This is a genomic window from Agrobacterium sp. 22-226-1 (genome assembly GCF_053522345.1).
In genome coordinates this window covers 325,134-347,824 of the sequence record NZ_JBNWCP010000002.1, presented here as the reverse complement: position 1 = coordinate 347,824, position 22,691 = coordinate 325,134, and the positions used below count along the sequence as shown (strand labels likewise).

Genomic DNA, 22,691 nt, shown 5'->3' with positions numbered 1-22,691 from the left:
AGCCAAATAATCTGTCAAAACATTCTCATGAAAATCGATACGGGTGGACGGCTTGCGCTCTCAGTCCTGGTATTCGCTCGGATGTTCGTATGCCTGTTTCAGAGAGGCGGCCATCGGCAGGTTCAGGTTCATGCCGTTTGGGGGAATGGGCTTGGTGAACCACTTTTCATAAAGGCCATGAATGACCGGCCCGGTGAAAATATGCCGAAGGCTTTCATTGACCGCCGCCTTGAAACCGGGGTCGTTGCGCCGGAAAACCAGGCCATAGGGTTCGGGGGCGCTCAGCGTTTCCTCAGAGAGCGCATAGAGGTCCGGATTCTCTGATGTCGCCGCCAGCGCTGCGAGCAATATGCCATCCATGACAAAGGCGGAGGCCTTGCCGGAAACCACGAGTTCGAAGGCCTCCTCATTGGTTTTCGTCGGCATCACAGAGATATTGAGGTTCTTTGCCCGGTTAACGGCATTGAGCTGCTCGATATTGACCGTGCCGGAGGCGGATGTGACGGACCGCCCGGCGAGATCGGCAAGGCTTTTCAGATTGTCCTGCTTGCGGGAGAGAAACTGCGTTGCGGTCATGAAATTGGGATAGGAGAAATCCACGATCTTGCGGCGTTCGCTATTGTTGGTCGTGGCCGCGCATTCAATGTCGATCTGGCCGCCGCGGACAAGAATAAAGCGGGTCGCGGGTGTCGCCTTGACGTATTCGAGTTCGATCCTGTCGAGCTTCAGCTTCCTGCGAATATCTTCGCTGATCGCCCGACAAAGATCGGTCGAGAAACCGGTGACCTCCCCATTCGGCAATTGATAGGAAAAGGGCGGTTCGGCTTCGCGATAGCCGATGCGGATCTTTGCGGTTTTGGCGATCTGCTGAAGCGTATTGCCTTCGCCGGCAGCCTGGAGAGGCGTGATGGGAGCAAGGCATGTGAGGAAAAGGCAAAATACTGAAAGACGCATTTTATGTCCTCTGGGCCGGCGGCCGGTTTCTCAAATGGCTTTTTGTGGCGGGCAATAGGTTTCCTGTGTCGGACGACCGAGATCGCCGAATTCATCCTTCGCAATCGGCGCGATGACGGCGCGGTTCTTGAGAATGCGGGCAAGCGGCGCGGGCTCGGCAAAATAATAACCCTGCGCTTCGTCGCAGCCGGAAAGCTTGAGCGCTTCGACCTGCTCCCTGTTTTCAACGCCCTCGGCGGTGACCTTCAGGCCGATCTGTTCAGCCATGTCGATGACGGTGTTGACGATGGCGGAACACATGGGATTGGACGGCAGGCCGGAGACGAATTCCCGGTCGATCTTGATCTTGTCGAAGGCGACATGGGTGAGCGTGCTGAGCCCCGCATAACCGGTGCCGAAATCGTCAAGCGCGAGGCGAACGCCCCTTTCCTTCAGCAGTTTCAGGGCTCGGGCGCTGTTGCCGCGCTCCAGCATGACCGTTTCCGTCACTTCCAGTTCAAGCCGTTCCGCCGGGAAGCCGGATGTTTCAAGCGCCCGGTCCACTATCGGTACGATGTCGTCATTGCTGAGCTGAACGGCGGATAGATTGACGGCGAGCCTGATATCCTTCGGCCATGTCATCGCATCTCTGCAGGCCTGCGCCAGAACCCACTCGCCCAACGGCTTGATGAAGTTGTTTTCTTCGGCAAGCGCGATGAAGCGGTCCGGTGCGATGAGGCCAAGCTTGCTGTGTCGCCAGCGGGCCAGCGCTTCGTAAGCGACAATGCGACCGCTCTGCAGATTGACAACCGGCTGGTAGTGCAGCTCGAACTCCTGGTTTTCGAGCGCGGATTTCATGTCTATTTCCAGCGCATGCTTGTGTTGCGCCGCCATGTCCATGCCGGGCTCATAAAAGACGAAATAGCCGCAGCCCATGGATTTCGCCCGGTAAAGGCCGAGATCGGCATGTTGCAGAAGCTGCGTTGCGGATGTGCCGTGGCCCGGCGCGCAGGCGATGCCGATGCTGGTATCGATGCTGATATCGCTGCCTTCGAGACCGAAACTGCGCGAGACGGCATGGACCACCCGCGCGGCCAGCATCGCCGCATCGCTCTCGCAGTCGCCGTTTGCCGATTGTATGATCGCGAATTCGTCGCCGCCGAGACGGCTCACCATGTCGTTTTCACCCAGCACGGCGGAAATCCGTGAGGCCACCGCCACCAGCAGGGCATCGCCGGCGGCGTGTCCGAGTGTGTCATTGACGGCCTTGAAGCGGTCCAGATCGAGCAGCATGACGTTGAACGGCTGGCCTGACGCGGCAAGCTGTTCGAGACGGTTTTCCAGCGTCTTCATCAGCAGCACGCGGTTAGGAAGTCCGGTCAGCGCATCGTGATGGGCCATATGCTCCAGCTGCTGCGCCATATCGCGAATCTGCCGCAGGCGTCCGCGTTCCAGAACCGCCTCACGCAACGTCTCGATGGCGGTGGCCATGTCGCCGATCTCGTCCCGCCGCTCCTGAAACGGCGTGGCGACATCCGTTTCCTCGCGGGCGATCCGAAGCGTTGCCTGCACCAGCGCCGGGACCGGTTTCAGGAAATGCCGGGCGATGACGGTCACAAGCACGCCGGTGACGGTCAAGACCACGATCAGCGCGGCGAGCGAATTATAAATGAGCTTGCGCTGCGCGCCATAAAGCGCGTCCGAGCCGCCGATGCTGACGGCGACCGCGCCGATGGGTTTCTTCGTTTCCGTGCTGATGATCGGCAGCAGGCCGATATAATGGCTGGATTCGCCGATGGTCGCAAAACCGGTGGAAAAACGCGCGGCGACCGCATCCCGGGAAAAGATGGGATCGGTGGCGAGCGGCTTTTCATCGTCATCGGTGGCGTTGTCGAAAGCCGCCGCGATCTGCCGGAATCCGGAATCCGCCTCGTCATAACGGAAAAGCCAGACGGCATTCTTGGTCTGCGCGCCGATAAGCGCGAGAACATCGCTGGGGTTGAAGCCGGTGACGAGAATGGATTCGTCGTCGCCGATGGGTTTGTCGGTCAATATGCCGTTGACCTGCCCGTCGGCATCGGCGGTCACGCTGACATAGGTGTAGATGCTGCGAAGCGTGGCGCTGGCGATCTGCGAATTAACGCGCGCCTGGTTGAGCCATTGCTCGCTGGCGGCGGCGACGAACATATACCAGCCGACGAGTGCGCCGATGCTGTAGGAAAAGATCACGCCGCCGAGGAATATCAGGGTTATCTTGCTGGCGAGCGAACGCCGCCGCGAAAACCGGCCTGTTTCCGGCTGCGTTGGCGAGCGAAGCGTGTGGCCCGGTTCAACCTGTCTATCTGTCCCGCGATAGGCAGTCTCTTCCATTCGCGATAGTCCCCCGCGATGTCGCGTTATAATTGTTTTATGGAATTTTATAGGGCATGCATTTCAATGCTGTCTGCTAAATAATTCAACAAAGTTTAGATGCGATTAAGAATTAATCCGTCTTTTTATAGTCGTAGCTTATATAAGAGATGGCGTTCCTGCACCTCAGGTTGCAAAAATCGGAGGCTGCAAATGAATCGTCAAGGATAAACTCCAAAATTCTGCGATCGCTGCCATGTTTCCTGATCCGGCATGCCGGTCATCGATAGCGCGGCGATTGGCCTTGCCAACTGGCCGATAAAAGGCATGTTGTGCGCAACATGCCGCTTTCAGGGAAGATATCATGGCTCATAAAGGCAAAAACATCGCGCAGCTTTCCGTTCTCCTCCAGAGCGGCCATCTCGATCCGCGTGCCTTGGTGGAAGAGACGCTGGATGCGATCGGCGGCGGGGACGATCAGGCGATTTTTGTCGAGTTGAGGGCGGCGCGGGCGATGTCGGAGGCGGAAGCCGCGGCGAAACGCATTGGTGAGGGCCGTTCCTGTGGTGTGCTCGATGGTATTCCGGTGGCCTGGAAGGACCTGTTTGACCTTGAAGGCATGGCGACCACGGCGGGATCGACGGTGCTTGCCAACGATAAGCCTGCGTCTCGCGACGCGGATGTGGTGACGGCGCTGAAACAGGCGGGCATGATCTGCATCGGCCGCACCAATATGAGCGAGTTCGCGTTTTCCGGTCTCGGCATCAATCCGCACTACGGTACGCCCCGCAATCCTGCTTCTACGGATGGTCACCGCCTGCCGGGCGGCTCTTCGTCGGGTGCGGGCGTCACTGTCGCTGCCGGTCTGGTGCCGGTGGCGATCGGCACCGATACCGGCGGCTCGGTGCGTATTCCCGCCGCCTTCAACGGCGTGGTGGGCTATAAGGCAAGCCGTGGCCGTTATTCGATGCGCGGGGTTTATCCCTTGGCGAAAAGCCTCGATTCGCTCGGCCCGCTCACGCACACCGTACAGGATGCCGTCTGGGTGGATGCCGCCATGCGCGGCAAGGCGGCTGCCGATCTCACGCGCGCGCCTCTTTCCGGCCTGTCGCTGGTGGTGCCGGAAACGGTCTTTTTCGATGGCATCGAGGATGGCGTCGCAGCCGCTTTCGAGCAAGCGGTGGAACGTCTCGTCCGCGCCGGCGCCTCGGTGCGGCGGCAGGCATTCCCGATTTTTTCGGAACTGTTCGATCTTATCAGGGAAAAGGGTGCGCTGGTGACGGCGGAGGCCTTCGCCCTGCACAAGACCCGGCTGGAAGGTGCCGACGCCGCCCGCATGGACCCGCGCGTGGTGGCACGAACGAAGCTTGGCGCGAATATTTCCATGCCTGACTATATCGCCATCATCGAGGCGCGCGAACACATGACGGCGGCGTTTTCCGGCATGATTGGCAGGCAAGAACTGCTAATGTCGCCGACATTGCCGCATGTCGCGGCCAAGGTCGCGCCGCTTCTCGAAAGTGACGATGCCTTTTTCGCCATGAATGCGAAGACCCTGCGTAACACCCAGATCGGCAATTTTTTCGATCTCTGCGGTGTTTCGATCCCCTGCGGAACGGGCGATGCGGGCATGCCGGTCGGCCTGCTGCTTTCCGGCCTGCACGACACGGACGATCATGTTCTCAGCGTGGCGATGGCGGCGGAAGAGATTATTCGCGGTTGATGAAAGGAAAAGGCGGCCTTGTTTGGCCGCCTCTCAACGTATGCTTCACCGCGCCGCCCAATTCGCGCCGCGGCGGAACATGGTTTTCATCTGCGGCACGGAAAACTCCTTGGCCTGATGGCCGAGCGCCGAATAGAAGACGCGGCCCTTGCCGTATTTGCGTTTCCAGACCACCGGCATTACCACGCCGTCGATCCACCATGCGTGGTCGCCTGTAAACTTCGTCGTCGCCAGCACCTCGTTGGAGGGGTCGACATGCATGTAATATTGCTCTGACGTATAGGGGAAATCGGAAATCCCCTCCATTAGCGGATCGTCGGGGCGGGTGATGTTGACATGGTAGTCGATGATATTGCCGGGATGGGCAACCCACTGGCCGCCGATCATGAACTGATATTCGACGCATTCGCGGAAACTGTCGCCCGCACCACCGTGAAAGCCGGCAATGCCGACGCCGTTTTCCACGGCGGCCGTCAGGTTCTTGATCTCTTCCTTTTCGATCTTCGACATGGTGACGATGGGCACGACGAGGCTGAGATCATGCACTGAAGGATCGGCGAAGGCCTCCGTGCTGTGCTCGACATAGACCTTGAAACCGTCTTCCTCCAGCATGTCCTTTACGATGGTGGCGCATTCCTGCGGTTCGTGGCCGCTCCAGCCGCCCCAGACGATGAGTGCTTCGCGCATTTATTTCCTCCTCAGGATTATTTGCCGAGCTGGCCGTCGACCAGCGATGTTTCAATCGGGGCAGGGCGCTCCGCCTTGGTGGTGATGGAAACGGCGGCGCCGCGGTCCGATGCGGTCTGGAAGGCTTCCATCACCTCCAGCACATGCAGGGCAAGATCGCCATTGGCACGATGCGGGCGGTTTTCGCGGATTGCATGAGCCATATCCGCGACACCTATCGAGCGGTAATTGCCGTCCGCATAGGGGGATGACAGCGCCTGCGGCTCGAACTGGCCGCCCTTCTTCAGCAATTGCACTTCGCCGCCGAAATGGTTGGGATCGGGAACGATCAGCGTGCCTTCAGTGCCATAGAGTTCCAGCGGCACATGTTTGTGGCCGGCCACATCGAAACTCATGCCCACCTGCACCACAGCGCCGTTCTCAAAAGCCAGCACGCCGGAAACATGAGTGGCGACATGGACGGGGATTTTTTCGCCGTTCTTCGGCTCGCTGGTGATGAGGCGCTCATTGCGCGGTGCGATGGCGAAGCCCGCCACCCTGGCGACCGGGCCGAACAGGTTGACGAGATCGGTGATGTAATAGGGTCCCATATCCAGCATCGGCCCGCCGCCGACTTCGTAATAGAAGGCCGGGTTGGGGTGCCAGCGCTCATGGCCGGGGCACATGAAGGTGGCGGTTCCGCCAACCGGTTGGCCCAGCACGCCTTCGTCTATCAGTCGGCGTGCGGTCTGGTGCCCGCCGCCGAGGAAGGTATCCGGGGCCGAGCCGATGCGAAGGCCCTTTGCCTTTGCCGCATCCGCAAGCCGCTTGCCCTCGGCGAAATTGATGCCGAGCGGTTTTTCGGAATAGGCATGTTTTCCCGCGTCCAGCGCGCGCAGGCCAACTTCCACATGCGCCTTGGGAATGGTCAGGTTGACGATGATCTCCACGGAAGGATCGGAGAGAAGCGCGTCGATGCTGGTTGCCTGGAGGCCGAATTCATCGGCGCGGGCCTTTGCGGCCTCCTCGTTCACATCCGCAAGACCGCGAATGTCGAGAATGGGAAACGACGCCATGGCCTTGAGATAGGCGCTGGAGATGTTGCCGCAGCCGATGATGCCGATACCGACCCTGTTCATGTGATTTCCTCCCGTAAATCAGAAATGCCGAAGCCCGTGCTCAACCCGTGGGTTAAAGCGCCGGTCCCGTTGTGTTCCATGGCGATTCGTAAAGTTCGTAAAGCGCGACGGCCGCAGCCCCCTGCGCCCATAATTCGTCGCTTGCACTGTCGAAAACCAGCTCGGCGACGCCGGCCAGCGAAGGCGGCACGGCGGCGTTGTAGCTGTCGCGGATGCTGGCGATGAAGGGTTCTCCGAGCTCGAGGCTGGAGCCGGTGATGATGACGCGCGGCGGCGCAAACAGGGTGACGATATTGGCAAGCGTCAGGCCGAGTGCCGCACCGGCGCGCAAAGCGGCCGCGATGAGATCGTGGTCTTCCGCCACGATCAATGCATGGGCATGCTGCATGCCACGGCCGAGCCGGATCGCCTCGGCAAAGCGCCCATCCGCAGGGCGTGAGCCCAGAATAGCGTTTTCACCCGCCTGACTCGCCAGCCGCACAGTGCCCTCATTGGCAAGGCCGATGACAAGATCGCCGAGATTGTGGCTGAGACCGCCGGCGCCGCGAAACAGCTGGTTCTGATGCAGCACGCCAAGCCCGAGCGTCTGTTCGAGCGAAATCAGCACCATGTCTTCCAGATCGCGCGCATGGCCGAACCAGTGGTGGGCGAGCGTGATGGCGTGGGCGTCGCTTTCGATGATGGTCGGCGAATTCAGCCGTGCGGTCATTTCCTCGGCGAAATTGACGTTCACTTCCCGCAAAATCGGGCTGCTGCGAATTTTCCCGGTGCGATGTTCGATGACGCCGGGCAGGCCGAGGCAGACCATGTCCACATCTTCCAGCGACAGCCCGGCATCGACGACGCAGCGCCGCACCCCGTCCTCCACCAGATCGGCGATGACGCCGATGGGCTGGCGGTCGACACGGATCGGCAAAGCAAGCGTCGAAAGCACATTGCCGCAGAAATCGGTGACGACGAAGACCATGCGGCTTGCGGCGATCTTGGCGCCCACCACGCGGGCGGCATCCGGGTTCAGTTCCAGCATCACGCGCGGCCTGCCGCGTGCGCCTTCGGTGCGGATATCGCCGATATGACGGGTGAGGATAAGCCCGTCATCGAGCAGCGAGGCGGTGATCGCCGAAACGGTGGTGGTGGAGAGCTCAGTTCTTTCGCTGATTTCCACCCGCGAGATCGGCCCATGGCGGCGGATGCTGTCCAGCACGCTCAGCCTGTTGATCGCGCGCATTAATTCGGGGTCTGCGGTCTTCATGGGGTCCTGCTGCGATCGGGTTCGATCTAAACGAATTTATATCGGATTGCGGATTAAATAACGTCTGCCGGGAGGGGTGTGTCAAGCCATCAGGGTAAAAAATCAGCAACCCGCCTTGACATTGGGCAGGGTGTGAGGTGAATTAATCCGCATTGGGGAATAAATGGTGAGGAACCCCAGGGAGGATCACGAACATGACCTATTGGCACGCAGGCGCAAGCCTGAGCGGCAGGCGGATCGCCTTTGCCGCAACGACAAGCATAGCCCTGATGCTCGGCGCGGCCAGCGCCTCGGCGGCGACCGTCGTTAAATGGATGCATGTGGAATTGGACCCGAAATCCGTGGCTGTCTGGGAGGAGATCGCCAAGGAATACGAGGCCAAGCACCCCGATGTCGATATTCAGCTGCAGTTCCTCGAAAACGAGGCTTTCAAGGCGAAATTGCCGACGCTGCTGCAATCCAACGACGTGCCGGATTTCTTCTATAGCTGGGGTGGCGGCGTCCTTGAGGAGCAGTCCAAGACCGGTGCGCTGAAGGATCTGACCGAGGTTTTCGACGCCAATGGCGGCAAGCTGCGGCAGGCCTATAATGCATCCGCAATCGACGGCCTGTCTTTCGACGGTAAGGTCTGGGCCGTGCCTTACCGTGTCAGCCTCGTCAGCTTCTTTTACAACAAGGAGCTGTTTGCCAAGGCCGGTGTGAAGGCCGAGGACATCAAGACCTGGGACGATTTCAGCGCCACGGTCAAGAAGATCAAGGAAGCGGGCATCGTGCCTATCGCGGGCGGCGGCGGTGAAAAATGGCCGATCCATTTCTACTGGAGCTATCTCGTCATGCGCAATGGCGGGCAGGCCGTGTTCGATGCCGCCCGCAAGGGCGAAGGCGAAGGTTTCATGGATCCGGCGATCATCAAGGCGGGTGAACAGCTGGCCGAGTTCGGCAAGCTCGAACCCTTCCAGCCCGGTTATCTCGGCTCCACCTGGCCGCAGGCACTTGGCGTCTTCGGTGACGGCAAGGCAGCGATTATTCTCGGTTTCGACAATACCGAAGCCAACCAGCGCAAGAATGCCGGCGACGGCAAGGGGTTGGCCCCTGAAAATATCGGTCGCTTCGCTTTCCCAGTTGTCGAAGGCGGCGCAGGCAAGGCTACCGACACTCTGGGCGGCCTGAACGGCTGGGCGCTTACCAAGAACGCCTCGAAGGAAGCAATCGATTTCGCCACCTTCCTGACCAGCAAGGAAAGCGAAGAGAAAATGGCGACCGCCGGTATGATCCTGCCGGTTGCCACAAGGGCTGCCGGTGCGGTGAAGAACCCGCTGCTGGCGGATTCCGCCAAGCAGCTGGCTGCTTCCACCTGGCACCAGAACTTCTTCGACCAGACGCTCGGCGCTGCCGTCGGTCGTGTCGTCAACGATATCTCGGTTGAGATCGTTTCCGGCCAGATGACTGCCGAAGAGGGTGCCCAGCAGATTCAGGACGCATTCGAACTGCGCTGATCTGACGGTTTCCATGGCGGCGCCGCGAATGTGCGGCGCTGCTTATCTGCCTCGATGAAAGCGGATAGAGATGACGGATATTTCCATGACTTCTGCGTCGATACCGGCGCGCGGCGCGGCGAAGACAAAGCGCAAGCAAAGTTCGGTCGCGCATGACCGGGCGCTGACCCTTCTGGTCTTCCTGCCGCCCGCCCTGCTGCTCTTTACCCTGTTCGTCATCCTGCCCATGGGCGAGGCGGCATGGTACAGCCTTTACCGCTGGAACGGTTACGGCACGCCGACCGATTTCGTCGGTTTGAAGAATTTCCAAGTCCTGTTCGGCAATGCCGCCTTCTCGCAGGCCCTGATCAATAACGGTCTGATCATCCTTATCTCGATCCTGATCCAGATTCCGCTGGCGATCTGGCTGGCCATGATGCTGGCGCACCGCATTCCCGGCGTCGTCGCCTTCCGGCTGGTGTTCTTTCTGCCTTATGTTCTGGCTGACGTCGCAGCAGGCCTGATCTGGCGCTTCGTTTATGATGGCGACTATGGTCTGTTCGCCGCCATTTCCAATTTCTTCGGCTTCGCCAATCCTTACGTGCTGGCTGACAAGGATGTGGCGATCTATGCCGTACTCGGCGTCATCGTCTGGAAATATTTCGGTTTTCACATGATGCTGTTCATCGCCGGCCTTCAATCTGTCGACAAGAACGTGTTGGAGGCGGCCGAAATCGACGGCGCGTCCGGCTGGCAGAAATTCCGATACGTCACCTTGCCGATGCTCGGCTCCACCGTTCGCCTGTCCGTCTTCTTTGCGGTCATCGGCTCGCTGCAGCTGTTCGACATGATCATGCCGCTCACCGGCGGCGGGCCGTCCAACTCCACGCAAACCATGGTCACCTTTCTCTACACCTATGGCGTCATGCGCATGCAGGTGGGGCTCGGCAGCGCGGTCGGCGTCGTTCTTTTCGTCATCTGCGTGACGCTCGCCTTCGGTTACAAAAGGATTTTCATGCGCCATGACTGACACATCCACCTCCGTCCGCATGCCGCTGCAAACCAAGCTCTATCTTTATATATCGCTGAGCCTGATCGCGGCCATCGTGCTCATCCCGCTGCTCACCACCGCGCTTGGCGGCTTCAAGACGCTGGGAGACCTACGCGTTAACCCGTTCGGCATTCCTGCCGAATGGCAATGGGCCAATTATGGCGATATCCTCTTCGGAAAACGCTACTGGCTGCAAATCTTCAACTCGCTGGTCATTGCGCTGTTGACGGTGTTCCTGACGCTGACCGTCTCGGCCATGGCCGCCTTCACCTTCGCGCATGTGAAGTTCTTCGGCTCATCTTTTCTGCTGAATTATTTCCTGCTGGGGCTGATGTTTCCTGCGGCCACCGCCATCCTGCCGCTGTTCATCCGCATCCGAGATCTCGGCCTGCTTGATACCTATTGGGGTGTGGTGCTGCCGCAGGTGGCCTTCGGACTGGGCATGAGCATTCTCCTGTTCCGCAATTATTTCCGCAATCTGCCGGACGAGCTGTTTCAGGCCGCCTTTGTGGATGGTTGCGGTTATTTGCGCTTCTTCTGGCATATTTCCGTGCCGCTTTCGCGGCCGATCGTGGCGACGGTCGGCATCGTGTCCTTCGTCGGCAGCTGGAACAGCTATATCCTGCCGCTCATCATGCTGAACTCGGAATCGAAATATCCCTGGCCGCTCGGCATCATGGTGTATCGCGGCGAATTCGGCACGGAATGGCAGCTCGTCCTCGCCTTCATCACGCTGACGATCCTGCCGACCGTCATCGTCTTCTTCCTCGCACAGAAACACATCATCGCGGGCCTGACGGCCGGTGCCGTCAAATCGTGACGTGAAAGGAGCAAAACATGGCTTCCGTCGAACTTAGGGATATCCGCAAGTCCTATGCCGCGCTCGATGTCATTCACGTCATCTCGCTCGATATTACGGACGGCGAATTCATCGCACTGGTCGGGCCTTCGGGCTGCGGCAAGTCCACGCTTTTGCGCATGATCGCCGGGCTGGAGGAAATCACCGATGGGGATATTCTCATCGGCGACAAGGTGGTCAATGGCATGACCCCGCGTGAACGCAACATCGCTATGGTGTTCCAGTCCTATGCGCTTTATCCGCATATGACGGTGGCCGAAAACATGGGCTTCAACCTGAAGCTCGCCGGCCAGCCGAAAAACGTCATCGAGGAGCGCGTGGCGGAAGCCGCTCGCATGCTCGATCTCGGCAAGCTTCTGGATCGCAAGCCCTCGCAGCTCTCCGGCGGCCAGCGCCAGCGTGTCGCCATGGGCCGCGCGGTGGTGCGCAATCCGGCCGTCTTCCTGTTCGACGAGCCGCTGTCAAACCTGGACGCCAAGCTGCGCGTGCAGATGCGCAGTGAAATCAAGGCGCTGCACCAGAAAGTTGGCACGACATCCATCTATGTCACCCATGACCAGATCGAGGCGATGACACTGGCGGACCGGGTGGTGGTGCTCAATCACGGCCGCATCGAACAGCAGGGCACGCCGCTTGAACTTTACAAGACGCCCGCCAATCTCTTCGTCGCCGCCTTCATCGGCTCGCCGGCCATGAACCTCATCGAATGCGTGGTCGATGGTGAGGGCGATCAGCCCGCCGCCCGGCTGAAGGACGGCACCGCGATCCGCATTGCCGCCTCCCGAAAGGTCAAACGCGGCCAGCCGGTGACGATTGGCTTGAGGCCGGAACATATCGGCTCGGCCATCGGCGGTGATGTGTCTCTCTCCGGCCGGACGCTGCTGGTGGAGCCGACAGGCGCACAGACCCATGTGATCTTCGAACTGGCGGGCGATCATGTGACGGCGGTGGTGGATGGCGAGCAGCCGGTCAAGGTCAACACGCCCTTTGCCGCCACCGTGCACCATGAGCGTGTGCACGTCTTCGACAGGGCGAGCGGACTGGCGCTTTAAGCGCCTTCCGCATTTTCAACGAAATGCGGAAATTCTCTCGTCCCTCCGCTTTTGGGGCTTGTTTGAAAATCACGAGCGGTTAGCTTGGCGCTTGGGAAAAAAGCGGATTACCGCGAAACTGTATCGATGCAGGAGGAGATTTTTATGAGAACGATCAAGGGACCGGGTCTTTTTCTCGGCCAGTTTGCCGGCGATGCCGCACCTTTCAACAGCTGGGACGGCATTACCAAATGGGCGGCGGAAAAGGGCTATGCCGGTGTGCAGGTGCCGACATGGGCCGGACAGCTGATCGATCTCAAAAAAGCGGCGGAATCGAAGGATTATTGCGACGAATTTGCCGGGGTCGCGCGCCAGAACGGCGTGGAAGTGACCGAGCTTTCCACCCATTTGCAGGGCCAGCTGGTTGCCGTTCACCCGGCCTATGACGAGGCCTTCGACGGTTTTGCAGCGCCTGAAGTGCGCGGCAATCCAAAGGCCCGCCAGCAATGGGCGGTGGAGCAGGTGAAGCTGGCGCTGAAAGCGTCGAAGAATCTCGGCATCAAGGCGCATGCGACCTTCTCCGGCGCACTTGCCTGGCCCTTCGTTTACCCGTGGCCGCAGCGCCCGGCCGGTCTGGTGGAAACAGCCTTCGACGAGCTGGCGAAACGCTGGACGCCGATCCTCGATTACGCCGATGAGCAGGGTGTGGATGTCTGCTACGAAATCCATCCCGGCGAAGACCTGCATGATGGCGTGACGTTCGAGATGTTCCTGGAGCGGGTGAAGAACCACAAGCGCGCCAACATGCTCTACGATCCGTCGCATTACATTCTGCAATGCCTCGATTATCTCGACAATATCGACATCTACAAGGACCGCATCAAGATGTTCCACGTCAAGGATGCGGAGTTCAATCCGACCGGGCGGCAGGGCGTTTATGGCGGTTATCAGGGCTGGGTCAACCGCGCGGGCCGGTTCCGTTCGCTGGGCGACGGGCAGGTGGATTTCGGTGCCATATTCTCCAAGATGGCGGCCAATGATTTCGATGGCTGGGCCGTTGTCGAATGGGAATGCGCGCTGAAGCACCCGGAAGACGGTGCCCGGGAAGGAGCCGAATTCGTCAAGGCGCATATCATCCGCGTCACGGAAAAAGCCTTTGACGATTTCGCATCGAGCGGCACGGACGATGCGGCCAACCGCCGCATGCTTGGGCTTTGAGAGCATTTCAGGGGAGATATTATGGCTATTGAAGGAAAGACAACCGACAAGGCGAACAAGCGGATTCGCCTTGGCATGGTGGGTGGCGGTTCGGGTGCATTTATCGGCGGCGTTCACCGCATGGCCGCGCGGCTCGACAATCGCTTCGATCTCGTGGCGGGGGCCCTGTCCTCGACGCCGGAAAAATCTCTCGCTTCCGGCCGTGAACTGGGGCTCGATCCCGAACGCTGCTACGGTTCGTTCGAGGAAATGGCCGAAAAGGAAGCGCTGCGCGAGGATGGCATCGAGGCGGTGGCGATCGTCACCCCGAACCATGTGCATTATCCGGCCGCCAAGGCGTTTCTGGAACGCGGCATCCATGTCATCTGCGACAAGCCGCTGACCTCCAATCTGGAAGATGCCAAAAAGCTGAAGCAGGTGGCCGACAAGGCCGATGCCCTGTTTATCCTCACGCATAATTATACCGGCTATCCGATGGTGCGGCATGCGCGGGAACTGGTGGAGGCCGGTGAACTCGGCAATATCCGGCTGGTGCAGATGGAATATCCGCAGGACTGGCTGACGGAAGCAGTGGAGCAAACCGGTGCGAAACAGGCCGTCTGGCGCACCGATCCGGCGCAATCGGGCGTCGGCGGCTCCACCGGCGATATTGGCACCCATGCCTATAATCTCGGTTGCTTCATTTCCGGTCTGGAAGCGGATGAGCTGGCGGCGGATGTGCACACCTTTGTCGAAGGCCGCCGGCTGGACGACAATGCGCATGTGATGCTGCGCTTCAAGCAAAAGGGCGGCAAGCAGGCGGCCAAGGGGCTGCTCTGGTGCAGTCAGGTTGCGGTCGGCCATGAAAACGGGCTGAAGGTTCGTGTTTATGGCGACAAGGCCGGTATCGAGTGGACGCAGGCGGACCCGAACTATCTCTGGTTCACGAGGCTTGGCGAACCCAAGCAGTTGATCACCCGCGGCGGCGCCGGGGCAGGGGCTGCCGCAGCACGCGTCACCCGCATTCCGTCCGGCCATCCGGAAGGTTATCTCGAAGCCTTCGCCACCATCTACACTGAGGCTGCGCATGCCATCGAGGCCCGCCGCACCAGCTCGGCGCTCGACAAGGCGGTGATTTACCCGACCGTGGACGACGGGGTTAAAGGTGTCGCTTTCGTCACGGCCTGCATCGAGTCCGGGAAGAAGAATGGCGGCTGGGTGAAGCTGTAAGACAAGGTTGCCGCGTATTTCTTCTCCCCGATGCCGGGGAGAAGATGCCCTTGGCGTCATCTGCCGATGGGATCAATTGACGCGGGTTGATTGCGTCTGCACCCTATCCGTTATGGGGCAACCGTCCTGAAGCTTGGTCCAGGACGAAACGTTGAGCTTCATCTCGCAGCGCGCGAGATAAGAGCCGCCGTCGACCTTCAGGCAGGATGTCTGGCCGAGCTGGAACATGACGCCGCGATTTCGGCATTTGCAATTGTGGGCATCCGCCAAAGTCGGAATAAGGGCCATGATCAGGCCAAGTATGAGCACTCCAGGACGCATGGCTGAGGCTCCAAAGGATATCCCGCCAGATTACTCCTGTCCGAGGGCATAGTCAAAACGTCTTCCCACCGCGATCCACGCGCGGGAAAGCCCGTAATCGTTGCGAACTTCTCCGCTATCACCCGATCAAAATCGCGCGGATATCATTTACATTCGTCAACGTCGGCCCCGTCACGACAAGGTCTCCCGCTGCCTTGAAAGCGGTGTAGCTGTCGTGACCCACGAGCGACTGGCGCGGATCCACACCGGCTTTGCGCATGCGGGCAAGCGTGCCCGGCGTCACCACCGCACCCGCCGCATCCTCCACGCCGTCTATGCCGTCGCTATCGCCGGCAATGGCCCAGATGTCGTCCGCACCTTTGAGCGTCAGCGCAAGGCTCAGCAGGAATTCCGTGTTGCGGCCGCCCTTGCCGGCCGGTCCCTTGCCGCCAACGCCCCTGTTCAGCGTGACCGTGGTTTCGCCGCCGGAAAGCAGCACGGCCGGGCCTTTCACCGGCAGGCCCTTGCGGCTGGCGGAAAGCGCGATGCCAGCCATGACAGCGCCGACATCTTTTGACTCGCCTTCCAGCGAATCTCCGAGGATGAGCGGCGTAAGCCCGAGTTTCACCGCCTCATCCGCTGCCGCCTGCAGGGCGAGCGAGGGGGCGGCGATCAGCCGGATATCTTCCTCGATATCGCCCGCCTTCGGGGTTTCCTCGCCTTTTTCCAGTACCTTGCGCACGTTTTCGGGAAGATCGAGCGCATAACGGGAGACGATTTCCCGCACGGTTTCGATGTCGCTTGGATCGGCAACCGTCGGGCCGGAGGCGATTTCGGAGGGGTCGTCTCCCGGCACATCGGAAATCAGCAGCGAAACGACCCTGGCCGGTTTGGCAGCCAGCGCCAGCCGTCCGCCCTTGATGCGGGAGAGGTGCTTGCGCACGGCGTTCATTTCCGAGATCGTCGCGCCGCTGGCCAAAAGGGCACGGTTGACGGCCATCTTGTCGGCAAGCGTCATGCCTTCGGCAGGTGCCACCATCAGCGCCGAACCGCCGCCGGAAATCAGTGCGATGACCATGTCGTCGGCGGTCAGGCCTTCAACGGCGGCGAGAATGCGTTTTGCCGCTTCCGCGCTCCTGTCGTCCGGCACCGGATGCGACGCTTCGATGATCTCGATGCGCATAGTCGGGACGGCATGGCCATAACGCGTCACCACCACACCGGAAAGATCGACATGCGGCCATGCCGCTTCGAGCGCGGCAGCCATGGCGGCCGAAGCCTTGCCGGCGCCCACCACCACGCAGCGGCCTTTGGGCGGGGAGGGAAGGTGGTGTTGCAGCACCTTTGCCGGATCGGCGCTTGCGACGGCCGCCATGAAAATCCGGTTGAGGGCGTCTTTTGCGCTGTGATCGTTCCATGCGCTCATCGGTTCATGCTCCGATCCAGAGGAAGCCGAGCGCGAACAATGCCGGCAATGCCTGAATGAACAGGATCTTCATATTGGCGGTGATGGCGCCGAAAATACCGCCCACCAGAACGCAGGTCAGGAAGAAAATCTTGAAGCTCAGCCCTTCATCGCCCTGCATCAGTCCATAGATCAGCCCCGCTGCGAGAAAACCGTTATACAGTCCCTGATTGGCGGCCAGTACTTTCGTCTGCCGGGCAAAATCCGCCGAAAGACCGAAGGCCTTGCGGCCGGCTGGTTTTTCCCACAGCAGCATTTCCAGAATGACGATGTAAATATGGATGGCCGCAACCACGGCAATCAGAATGCTGGCGATCATCGGCGGTTTCCTCCAAACCATGATGTCCGTTGCCGGCGGCTGTCAGGGTAAAACATGTGGCGAGCGGACAATTCCGTTTTAACGGCAGGGCAGAGGGCCGCAAGGCCAGAATCCTCTCTTCCCGTGCAAACTGTTGAAGACCGGCAGCCTATTGCTTGACTCTTTGTTGAAATAGGAACAAAACAGGAACAATAAAGATGAATAACCGGAATTGAAACCTGTCATGCCATGCAAAAGCGCGCGGACCAGTTGCTCGTTGTCGAAGAGCTGCGTGAAAGGCTGGAAAGGATCGGTAACGGCCCTGAGCGGCTGCACGAGACCCTGCCTTTCGGCGTGGATGCCATCGACCATCACCTGCCGGGAGGCGGGCTAAAGCTCGGTTGCCTGCATGAGCTGAGCGGCGGCGGCAATGGCGCTGCCGATGGGGCAGCGGCAGCGCTGTTTGCTGCCGGTGTGGCGGCACGGCTTTCCGGCAAGGTTTTATGGTGTGTCACCCGGCGGGATCTGTTCATGCCGGGTCTGACACAGGCCGGCCTGTCGCAAAACCGGCTCATCATCGTTGAATGCCGCGATGAGAAAGGCGTGCTCGACTGTTTCGAGGAGGGACTGCGCTGCAATGGTTTCGGCGCGGTGATGGGTGAAGTGGCGAAACTGCCGATGACCGCCTCGCGGCGGCTGCAGCTGGCGGCGGAAACCTCTGGGGTTACCGGCATCGCCATCCGCCGCTTCCGGCGTCAAGCCGATGCGGCGCTGTTCGGAGAGCCGACGGCGGCGGTGACCCGCTGGCGCATTTCCGTGCGGCCTTCATCCCCCCTGCCGGTGTCGGGGGTAGGCAGGCCGCGCTGGTTTCTCGAACTTTTGCGATGTCGCGGCGGCGAAAGTGCCGAATTTGAAGTGGAAGCCTGTGATGCAAAGGGTCGTCTCGCTCTACCTGCCGACATGGCCGACGGATCGTTTCCGGCGTCTTTCGGGCAAGAACGCGCCGCCGGCTGAAAAGCCGCTGGTCATGATTGGTCGTCAGGGCAGCCGCCGGCTGGTGCTGGCGCTCGACAGGGCGGCAAAGGCGGCGGGCATCCGCCCCGGCACACCGGTCAGCAAGGCGCAGGCGCTGGTGCCGGGTCTTCTCGTTGAAGATCTGGATGCGGCTGGTGATGCCCGCGCCCTGCAGCAGCTGGCCTTTCATTTCCTGCGCATCTATGCCCCCATCGTCGCCGCTGATTCACCGGACGGGCTGGTGCTGGACACGGCGGGTGCGGATCATCTGCATGGTAATGAGACGCTGATGCTGAGCGGCATGGTCAACCGCCTGCATGCCGCAGGCTTTGCCGCCCGCGCCGCCATTGCCGATAGCTGGGGTGCGGCCCATGCGCTGGCGCGTTTTGGCCGGGAGGCGATCAGCATCGTGCCGCCGGGCGGGCAGCGTGAGGCGATCAGCGGCTTGCCGCTTGCTGCGCTCAGGCTGGACGAGCGTATCGTTTCCGGGCTGAAGGTGCTCGGTTTCCGCAGCATCGGCGAGCTTGCCGAAGCCCCGCGCGCGCCGCTGACCCTGCGTTTCGGCCCCGAACTCGTCCGCCGTCTTTCGCGGGCGCTCGGCGAGATCGGCGAACCCATCGAACCGGTGCGTGTGGCTGAACTGGTGGAGGTACGGCGCGCCTTTCCCGAGCCCATCGCGGCGGCGGAAACGATTGCCCGTTATAGCCAAAAGCTGGTTGCCGAACTTTGCATCGCGCTGGAAAAGCGCGGCCTCGGCGCGCGCCGGGTCGATCTGGTGCTGCACCGGGTGGATAGCGGCCTGCAGGCCATACGGGCCGGCACGTCCAGACCGGTGCGCGATGTCAAACAGCTTGTTCGGCTTTTGACCGACCGCATCGACACCATCGATCCCGGCTTCGGCATCGAGATGATGGTTTTGACCGCCACCCATGCCGAGCCGCTTGTCGCTACGCAGGCCCGTTCTTCGCTTCTGGAGGAAGGCCGTGCGGAAATCGCCGATACGGTGGATGTCATCCTCAATCGCGGCCACCGGGTCTATCGTTATGCGGCGGTGGCAAGCGACGTGCCGGAACGCTCCCTTACTTCAGTTGCGGCGCTGGCGGCGGAGGATACGCTCGGCTGGCCCGGCCACTGGCCGCGTCCGGTCAGGCTTTTTGCTAGGCCGGAACCCATCGAGACGCTGGCGCTGCTGCCCGACCATCCGCCGCGTTATTTCCTCTGGAAAGGCGTGCGCCATAACGTGCGGCGCGCCGATGGGCCGGAACGGGTGTTCGGCGAATGGTGGAAACGTGACCGGGAAAAGGCCGCGGTGCGCGATTATTTCATGGTGGAAAACGAAGGCGGCGAGCGCTTCTGGATTTTCCGCTCCGGTGATGGCGAACATGCCGAAACGGGCTCGCAGGGCTGGTTCATTCACGGGGTCTTCGCATGAATACGCCGCGTTATGCCGAGCTGCAGGTGACCACCCATTTTTCCTTCCTGCGCGGGGCAAGCTCCTGCGAAGAGCTTTTCGAACAGGCCAAAAGCCTCGGCCTCGAGGCGCTTGGTATCGTGGACCGCAACAGTCTTGCGGGCATTCCCCGCGCTTATGAAGCCGCCAATAATCATGGCATCCGCCTCATCATCGGCTGTCGCCTCGATCTGGACGATGATCTTTCCGTGCTTGTTTACCCCATGGATCGCCCGGCTTACGGGCGGCTTTGCCGGCTGCTTTCCATCGGCAAGAAAAGGGGCGGCAAGGGCAAATGCCGGCTGGCTTGGGACGATCTCGTTGCCTATGGCGAAGGCCTGATCGTCGTGCTGCTCGCTGACCTCGCGGATGATCTCTGCGCACTGCGGCTGCGACGTCTCAAAGCCGCCTTTGCCGACAGGGCCTATATGGCACTCAGCCTCAGAAGACGCCCCAACGACCAGATGCGGCTTTTCGAGCTATCGGAGATGGCGCAGGTCGCAGGTGTACCGACTGTTGTCACCAATGACGTGCTCTTTCATGTGCCGGAGCGGCGAATGCTACAGGATGTCGTCACCTGCATAAGGCACAATTGCACCATCGACGAGGCGGGTTTCCGCCGCGAGCGCCACGCCGATCGTTACATGAAACCGCCGGAAGAGATGCATCGGCTGTTTGCCCGTTATCCCGAAGCGCTTTCCCGCAGTCTTGAAATTGCGAAACGCTGCAAATTTTCGCTGAAGGAACTGGTCTATCAATATCCCGAGGAGCGCAGCCTGCCGGGGCTGACGGCGCAGCAGGCGCTGGAGAAGATGGTCTGGGAAGCGGTGCCGGGGCGGTATCCGAAAGGTTTGCCTGAGAAGGTGGAAAAGGCGTTGCATCATGAGCTGGCGGTTGTCGGCAGGCTGCAATATGCTTCCTATTTCCTGACGGTGAATGCCATTGTCCGTTATGCGCGCTCAAAAGATATTCTATGTCAGGGACGTGGTTCGGCGGCCAATTCGGTTATCTGTTTTGTGCTTGGCATCACCGCCATCGATCCCGCTCTTTTCAGCAATCTCGTCTTTGAACGTTTCGTTTCCGAAAACCGGGGTGAGCCGCCGGATATCGACGTGGATTTCGAACACCAGCGGCGTGAAGAGGTCATTCAGTGGGTCTATGACACCTACGGCCGTGACAAGGCCGCACTCTGTTCCGTCGTTACCCGTTATCGCGGGCGTGGGGCGCTGCGCGATGTCGGCAAGGTTCTGGGCCTGCCGGAAGACCTGACGAAGCTTCTGTCCTCACAGGTCTGGCGCTGGAGCGAGGGTGTGGATGAGAAGCAGGTGAAGGAGCTGAACCTCAATATGGAGGACCGCCGCCTGAAGCTTGCCCTTGAACTGGCCAACCAGCTTGTCGGCACGCCGCGTCACCACAGCCAGCATCCGGGCGGCTTCGTTCTGACCCATGACAGGCTGGACGAGCTGGTGCCGATCGAACCCGCCGCCATGGATGATCGCCAGATCATCGAATGGGACAAGGACGATATCGATGTCGTGAAGTTCATGAAGATGGATTGCCTGGCGCTTGGCATGCTCTCCTGTATGAAGCGCGGCTTCGACATGCTGGAGGCACGCACAGGAGAAAAATACGATCTCGCCGCCATGCCGCCGGATGACGGGCCTACCTATGCCATGATCCAGAAGGCCGATACGCTTGGCACGTTCCAGATTGAAAGCCGGGCGCAGATGTCGATGCTGCCGCGCCTGAGGCCGAAGGAGTTTTACGACCTCGTCATTCAGGTTGCCATCGTTCGCCCCGGCCCCATTCAGGGTGATATGGTGCATCCCTATCTACGCCGCCGGCAGGGAAAGGAGCCGGTCCTTTTTCCGAAAAAAGAACTTGAAAGCGTCCTGGGAAAGACGATGGGTGTTCCGCTGTTTCAGGAGCAGGCGATGCGGATCGCCATGGATTGCGCCGGTTTCACCGCAGATGAAGCGGACCAGCTGCGCCGGGCCATGGCGACTTTCAAGAATGTCGGCACCATTTCCAAATTCAGGGAGAAACTGGTCACGGGCATGGTAGAGCGCGGTTATGAGCAGGAATTCGCCGAACGCATCTTCAAGCAGCTGGAAGGTTTCGGCAGTTATGGTTTCCCCGAAAGCCATGCGGCTTCCTTCGCGCTGATCGCCTATGCCTCCTCATGGCTGAAATGCCATCATCCCGATATTTTCTGTACGGCGCTTCTCAATTCGCAGCCCATGGGATTTTACGCCCCGGCGCAGATCGTGCGCGATGCGCGTGATCATGGCGTGGAGGTGCGCCCGGTCTGCGTCAATAACAGCCGTTTCGATTGCACGCTGGAACCGATAGGCAAGAGGGATGTCAATGGCAAAGAGCGTTATGCCGTGCGGCTCGGCATGCGTCTGGTGAAGGGGCTCTCCAACAAACATGCTGCCGATATCGTCGCCGGCCGGCAGGACCGGGCGTTTGCCTCAGTGGATGACCTCTGGCGACGGGCGGGCGTTCCCGCCGCCGCCCTTGTCTGTCTGGCGGAGGCGGATGCCTTTCTGCCGTCGCTTTCGCTTGCCAGACGCGAAGCGCTCTGGGCCATCAAGGCTTTGCGGGATGAGCCGCTGCCGCTTTTCGCCGCCGCTGCCATCAGGGAAAATGCTGTCGTGGACGAACTTCAGGAACCCGCCGTTGCGCTCCGGCCCATGACGGATGGCGGCGAGGTTGTGCAGGATTACGGTCATGTGGGGCTGACGCTGCGCGAACACCCCATGACCTTCCTGCGGCATGATCTTTCCCGCCGCCGCATCGTCACCTGTGCGGAGGCGGTGCGCGTTCGGGATGGCACATGGCTGGAAACGGCCGGTCTGGTGCTGGTGCGCCAGCGCCCCGGATCGGCAAAGGGCGTGATCTTCATGACGCTGGAGGACGAGACGGGCATTGCCAATGCGGTGCTGTGGGTCAAGACCTTCGAAAAATACCGGCGCGTGGTGTTGTCCGCCGGCATGGTCGGCATTTACGGCAAAATCCAGCGGGAAGGTGAGGTGGTGCATCTGGTCGCTCACCGGCTGACCGATCTGTCGGAGGCGTTGGCAAGCGTGGGCGAGCGCAACCGTGCCTTTCCCCTGCCTCATGGGCGGGGTGATGAGTTTCATCGCGGCATTCCGCCGGATGATCATCGCACCATCAGGAAGCGTCCGCCGCCTGCCATGGATGATGCGGAAGCGGTGGAGCGGATAAAGGTCATTTCCCGCAATTTCCACTGAGA

General features: G+C 60.5%; 18 protein-coding genes. 10 read left to right on the top strand and 8 right to left on the bottom strand.

Annotation, left to right across the window (positions count from 1 at the left end):
- Window positions 1-60 precede the first annotated feature (60 nt).
- Both ACQZ5K_RS04560 and ACQZ5K_RS04555 read right to left on the bottom strand, forming a co-directional pair.
- Entirely contained in the window at window positions 61-954 is an 894-nt protein-coding gene (locus ACQZ5K_RS04560; protein ID WP_065655521.1) for an amino acid ABC transporter substrate-binding protein, read from the bottom strand.
- A 30-nt stretch (window positions 955-984) separates the two neighbouring features.
- Window positions 985-3,303, bottom strand: coding sequence for an EAL domain-containing protein (locus ACQZ5K_RS04555; RefSeq protein WP_137004645.1), 2,319 nt, complete (start codon window positions 3,301-3,303; stop codon window positions 985-987).
- Between the two features lie 343 nt (window positions 3,304-3,646).
- Here ACQZ5K_RS04555 and ACQZ5K_RS04550 point away from each other — a divergent pair, with 343 nt between their 5' ends.
- Window positions 3,647-5,005 (top strand): amidase, encoded by a 1,359-nt coding sequence (locus ACQZ5K_RS04550; protein WP_448739717.1) that lies wholly within the window; start codon window positions 3,647-3,649, stop codon window positions 5,003-5,005.
- A gap of 45 nt (window positions 5,006-5,050) precedes the next feature.
- Here ACQZ5K_RS04550 and ACQZ5K_RS04545 read toward each other — a convergent pair whose 3' ends face one another.
- Genes ACQZ5K_RS04545 through ACQZ5K_RS04535 form a run of 3 tightly spaced genes read right to left on the bottom strand, consistent with a single transcriptional unit; the run spans window position 5,051 to window position 8,062 of the window.
- Window positions 5,051-5,692: a ThuA domain-containing protein gene (locus tag ACQZ5K_RS04545; protein ID WP_003523774.1), complete on the bottom strand. Its 642-nt coding sequence runs from the start codon at window positions 5,690-5,692 to the stop codon at window positions 5,051-5,053.
- 17 nt (window positions 5,693-5,709) lie between these two features.
- Window positions 5,710-6,810 carry a Gfo/Idh/MocA family protein gene (locus ACQZ5K_RS04540; protein ID WP_137004643.1) on the bottom strand — a complete coding sequence of 367 codons (1,101 nt, stop codon included), beginning with the start codon at window positions 6,808-6,810 and terminating at the stop codon, window positions 5,710-5,712.
- Window positions 6,811-6,862: 52 nt separating this feature from the next.
- A complete protein-coding gene (locus ACQZ5K_RS04535; protein WP_137004642.1) occupies window positions 6,863-8,062 on the bottom strand; it encodes an ROK family transcriptional regulator in 1,200 nt (399 codons plus the stop codon).
- A 194-nt stretch (window positions 8,063-8,256) separates the two neighbouring features.
- On the opposite strand from ACQZ5K_RS04535, the gene ACQZ5K_RS04530 reads away from it, so the two are divergent.
- The 6 genes from ACQZ5K_RS04530 to ACQZ5K_RS04505 all read left to right on the top strand — a co-directional run bounded on the left by ACQZ5K_RS04530 (window position 8,257) and on the right by ACQZ5K_RS04505 (window position 14,905).
- Window positions 8,257-9,558, top strand: a complete 1,302-nt coding sequence (locus tag ACQZ5K_RS04530; RefSeq protein WP_448739716.1) for an ABC transporter substrate-binding protein — start codon at window positions 8,257-8,259, stop codon at window positions 9,556-9,558.
- A 70-nt stretch (window positions 9,559-9,628) separates the two neighbouring features.
- The gene (locus ACQZ5K_RS04525; protein WP_078052711.1) at window positions 9,629-10,567 is read left to right on the top strand and encodes a carbohydrate ABC transporter permease; all 939 of its coding nucleotides are present in this window, start codon (window positions 9,629-9,631) and stop codon (window positions 10,565-10,567) included.
- The gene (locus tag ACQZ5K_RS04520; RefSeq protein ID WP_004438848.1) at window positions 10,560-11,408 is read left to right on the top strand and encodes a carbohydrate ABC transporter permease; all 849 of its coding nucleotides are present in this window, start codon (window positions 10,560-10,562) and stop codon (window positions 11,406-11,408) included. Before ACQZ5K_RS04525 ends, ACQZ5K_RS04520 begins: the two co-directional genes overlap by 8 nt.
- Window positions 11,409-11,425: 17 nt before the next feature.
- Window positions 11,426-12,499 (top strand): ABC transporter ATP-binding protein, encoded by a 1,074-nt coding sequence (locus tag ACQZ5K_RS04515; RefSeq protein WP_448739715.1) that lies wholly within the window; start codon window positions 11,426-11,428, stop codon window positions 12,497-12,499.
- Window positions 12,500-12,643: 144 nt separating this feature from the next.
- Complete coding sequence (locus tag ACQZ5K_RS04510) at window positions 12,644-13,696, top strand: sugar phosphate isomerase/epimerase family protein (RefSeq protein ID WP_137004639.1); 1,053 nt, start codon at window positions 12,644-12,646, stop codon at window positions 13,694-13,696.
- 21 nt (window positions 13,697-13,717) lie between these two features.
- Complete coding sequence (locus ACQZ5K_RS04505; protein ID WP_137004638.1) at window positions 13,718-14,905, top strand: Gfo/Idh/MocA family protein; 1,188 nt, start codon at window positions 13,718-13,720, stop codon at window positions 14,903-14,905.
- Window positions 14,906-14,977: 72 nt separating this feature from the next.
- Here ACQZ5K_RS04505 and ACQZ5K_RS04500 read toward each other — a convergent pair whose 3' ends face one another.
- The 3 genes from ACQZ5K_RS04500 to ACQZ5K_RS04490 all read right to left on the bottom strand — a co-directional run bounded on the left by ACQZ5K_RS04500 (window position 14,978) and on the right by ACQZ5K_RS04490 (window position 16,989).
- Window positions 14,978-15,226 carry a hypothetical protein gene (locus ACQZ5K_RS04500; protein WP_003523764.1) on the bottom strand — a complete coding sequence of 83 codons (249 nt, stop codon included), beginning with the start codon at window positions 15,224-15,226 and terminating at the stop codon, window positions 14,978-14,980.
- 118 nt (window positions 15,227-15,344) lie between these two features.
- Window positions 15,345-16,631, bottom strand: coding sequence for a glycerate kinase type-2 family protein (locus ACQZ5K_RS04495; protein ID WP_137004637.1), 1,287 nt, complete (start codon window positions 16,629-16,631; stop codon window positions 15,345-15,347).
- A gap of 4 nt (window positions 16,632-16,635) precedes the next feature.
- On the bottom strand, window positions 16,636-16,989 hold the full coding sequence (locus ACQZ5K_RS04490) for a DUF1304 domain-containing protein (RefSeq protein ID WP_448739714.1): 354 nt from the start codon (window positions 16,987-16,989) through the stop codon (window positions 16,636-16,638).
- A 228-nt stretch (window positions 16,990-17,217) separates the two neighbouring features.
- Here ACQZ5K_RS04490 and ACQZ5K_RS04485 point away from each other — a divergent pair, with 228 nt between their 5' ends.
- Genes ACQZ5K_RS04485 through ACQZ5K_RS04475 form a run of 3 tightly spaced genes read left to right on the top strand, consistent with a single transcriptional unit; the run spans window position 17,218 to window position 22,689 of the window.
- Window positions 17,218-17,982, top strand: a complete 765-nt coding sequence (locus ACQZ5K_RS04485; protein WP_448739713.1) for an ImuA family protein — start codon at window positions 17,218-17,220, stop codon at window positions 17,980-17,982.
- On the top strand, window positions 17,897-19,414 hold the full coding sequence (locus tag ACQZ5K_RS04480) for a Y-family DNA polymerase (RefSeq protein ID WP_175422118.1): 1,518 nt from the start codon (window positions 17,897-17,899) through the stop codon (window positions 19,412-19,414). The genes ACQZ5K_RS04485 and ACQZ5K_RS04480 overlap by 86 nt, the downstream gene beginning before the upstream one ends.
- A complete protein-coding gene (locus tag ACQZ5K_RS04475; protein WP_137004635.1) occupies window positions 19,411-22,689 on the top strand; it encodes an error-prone DNA polymerase in 3,279 nt (1,092 codons plus the stop codon). Before ACQZ5K_RS04480 ends, ACQZ5K_RS04475 begins: the two co-directional genes overlap by 4 nt.
- Window positions 22,690-22,691: the final 2 nt, after the last annotated feature.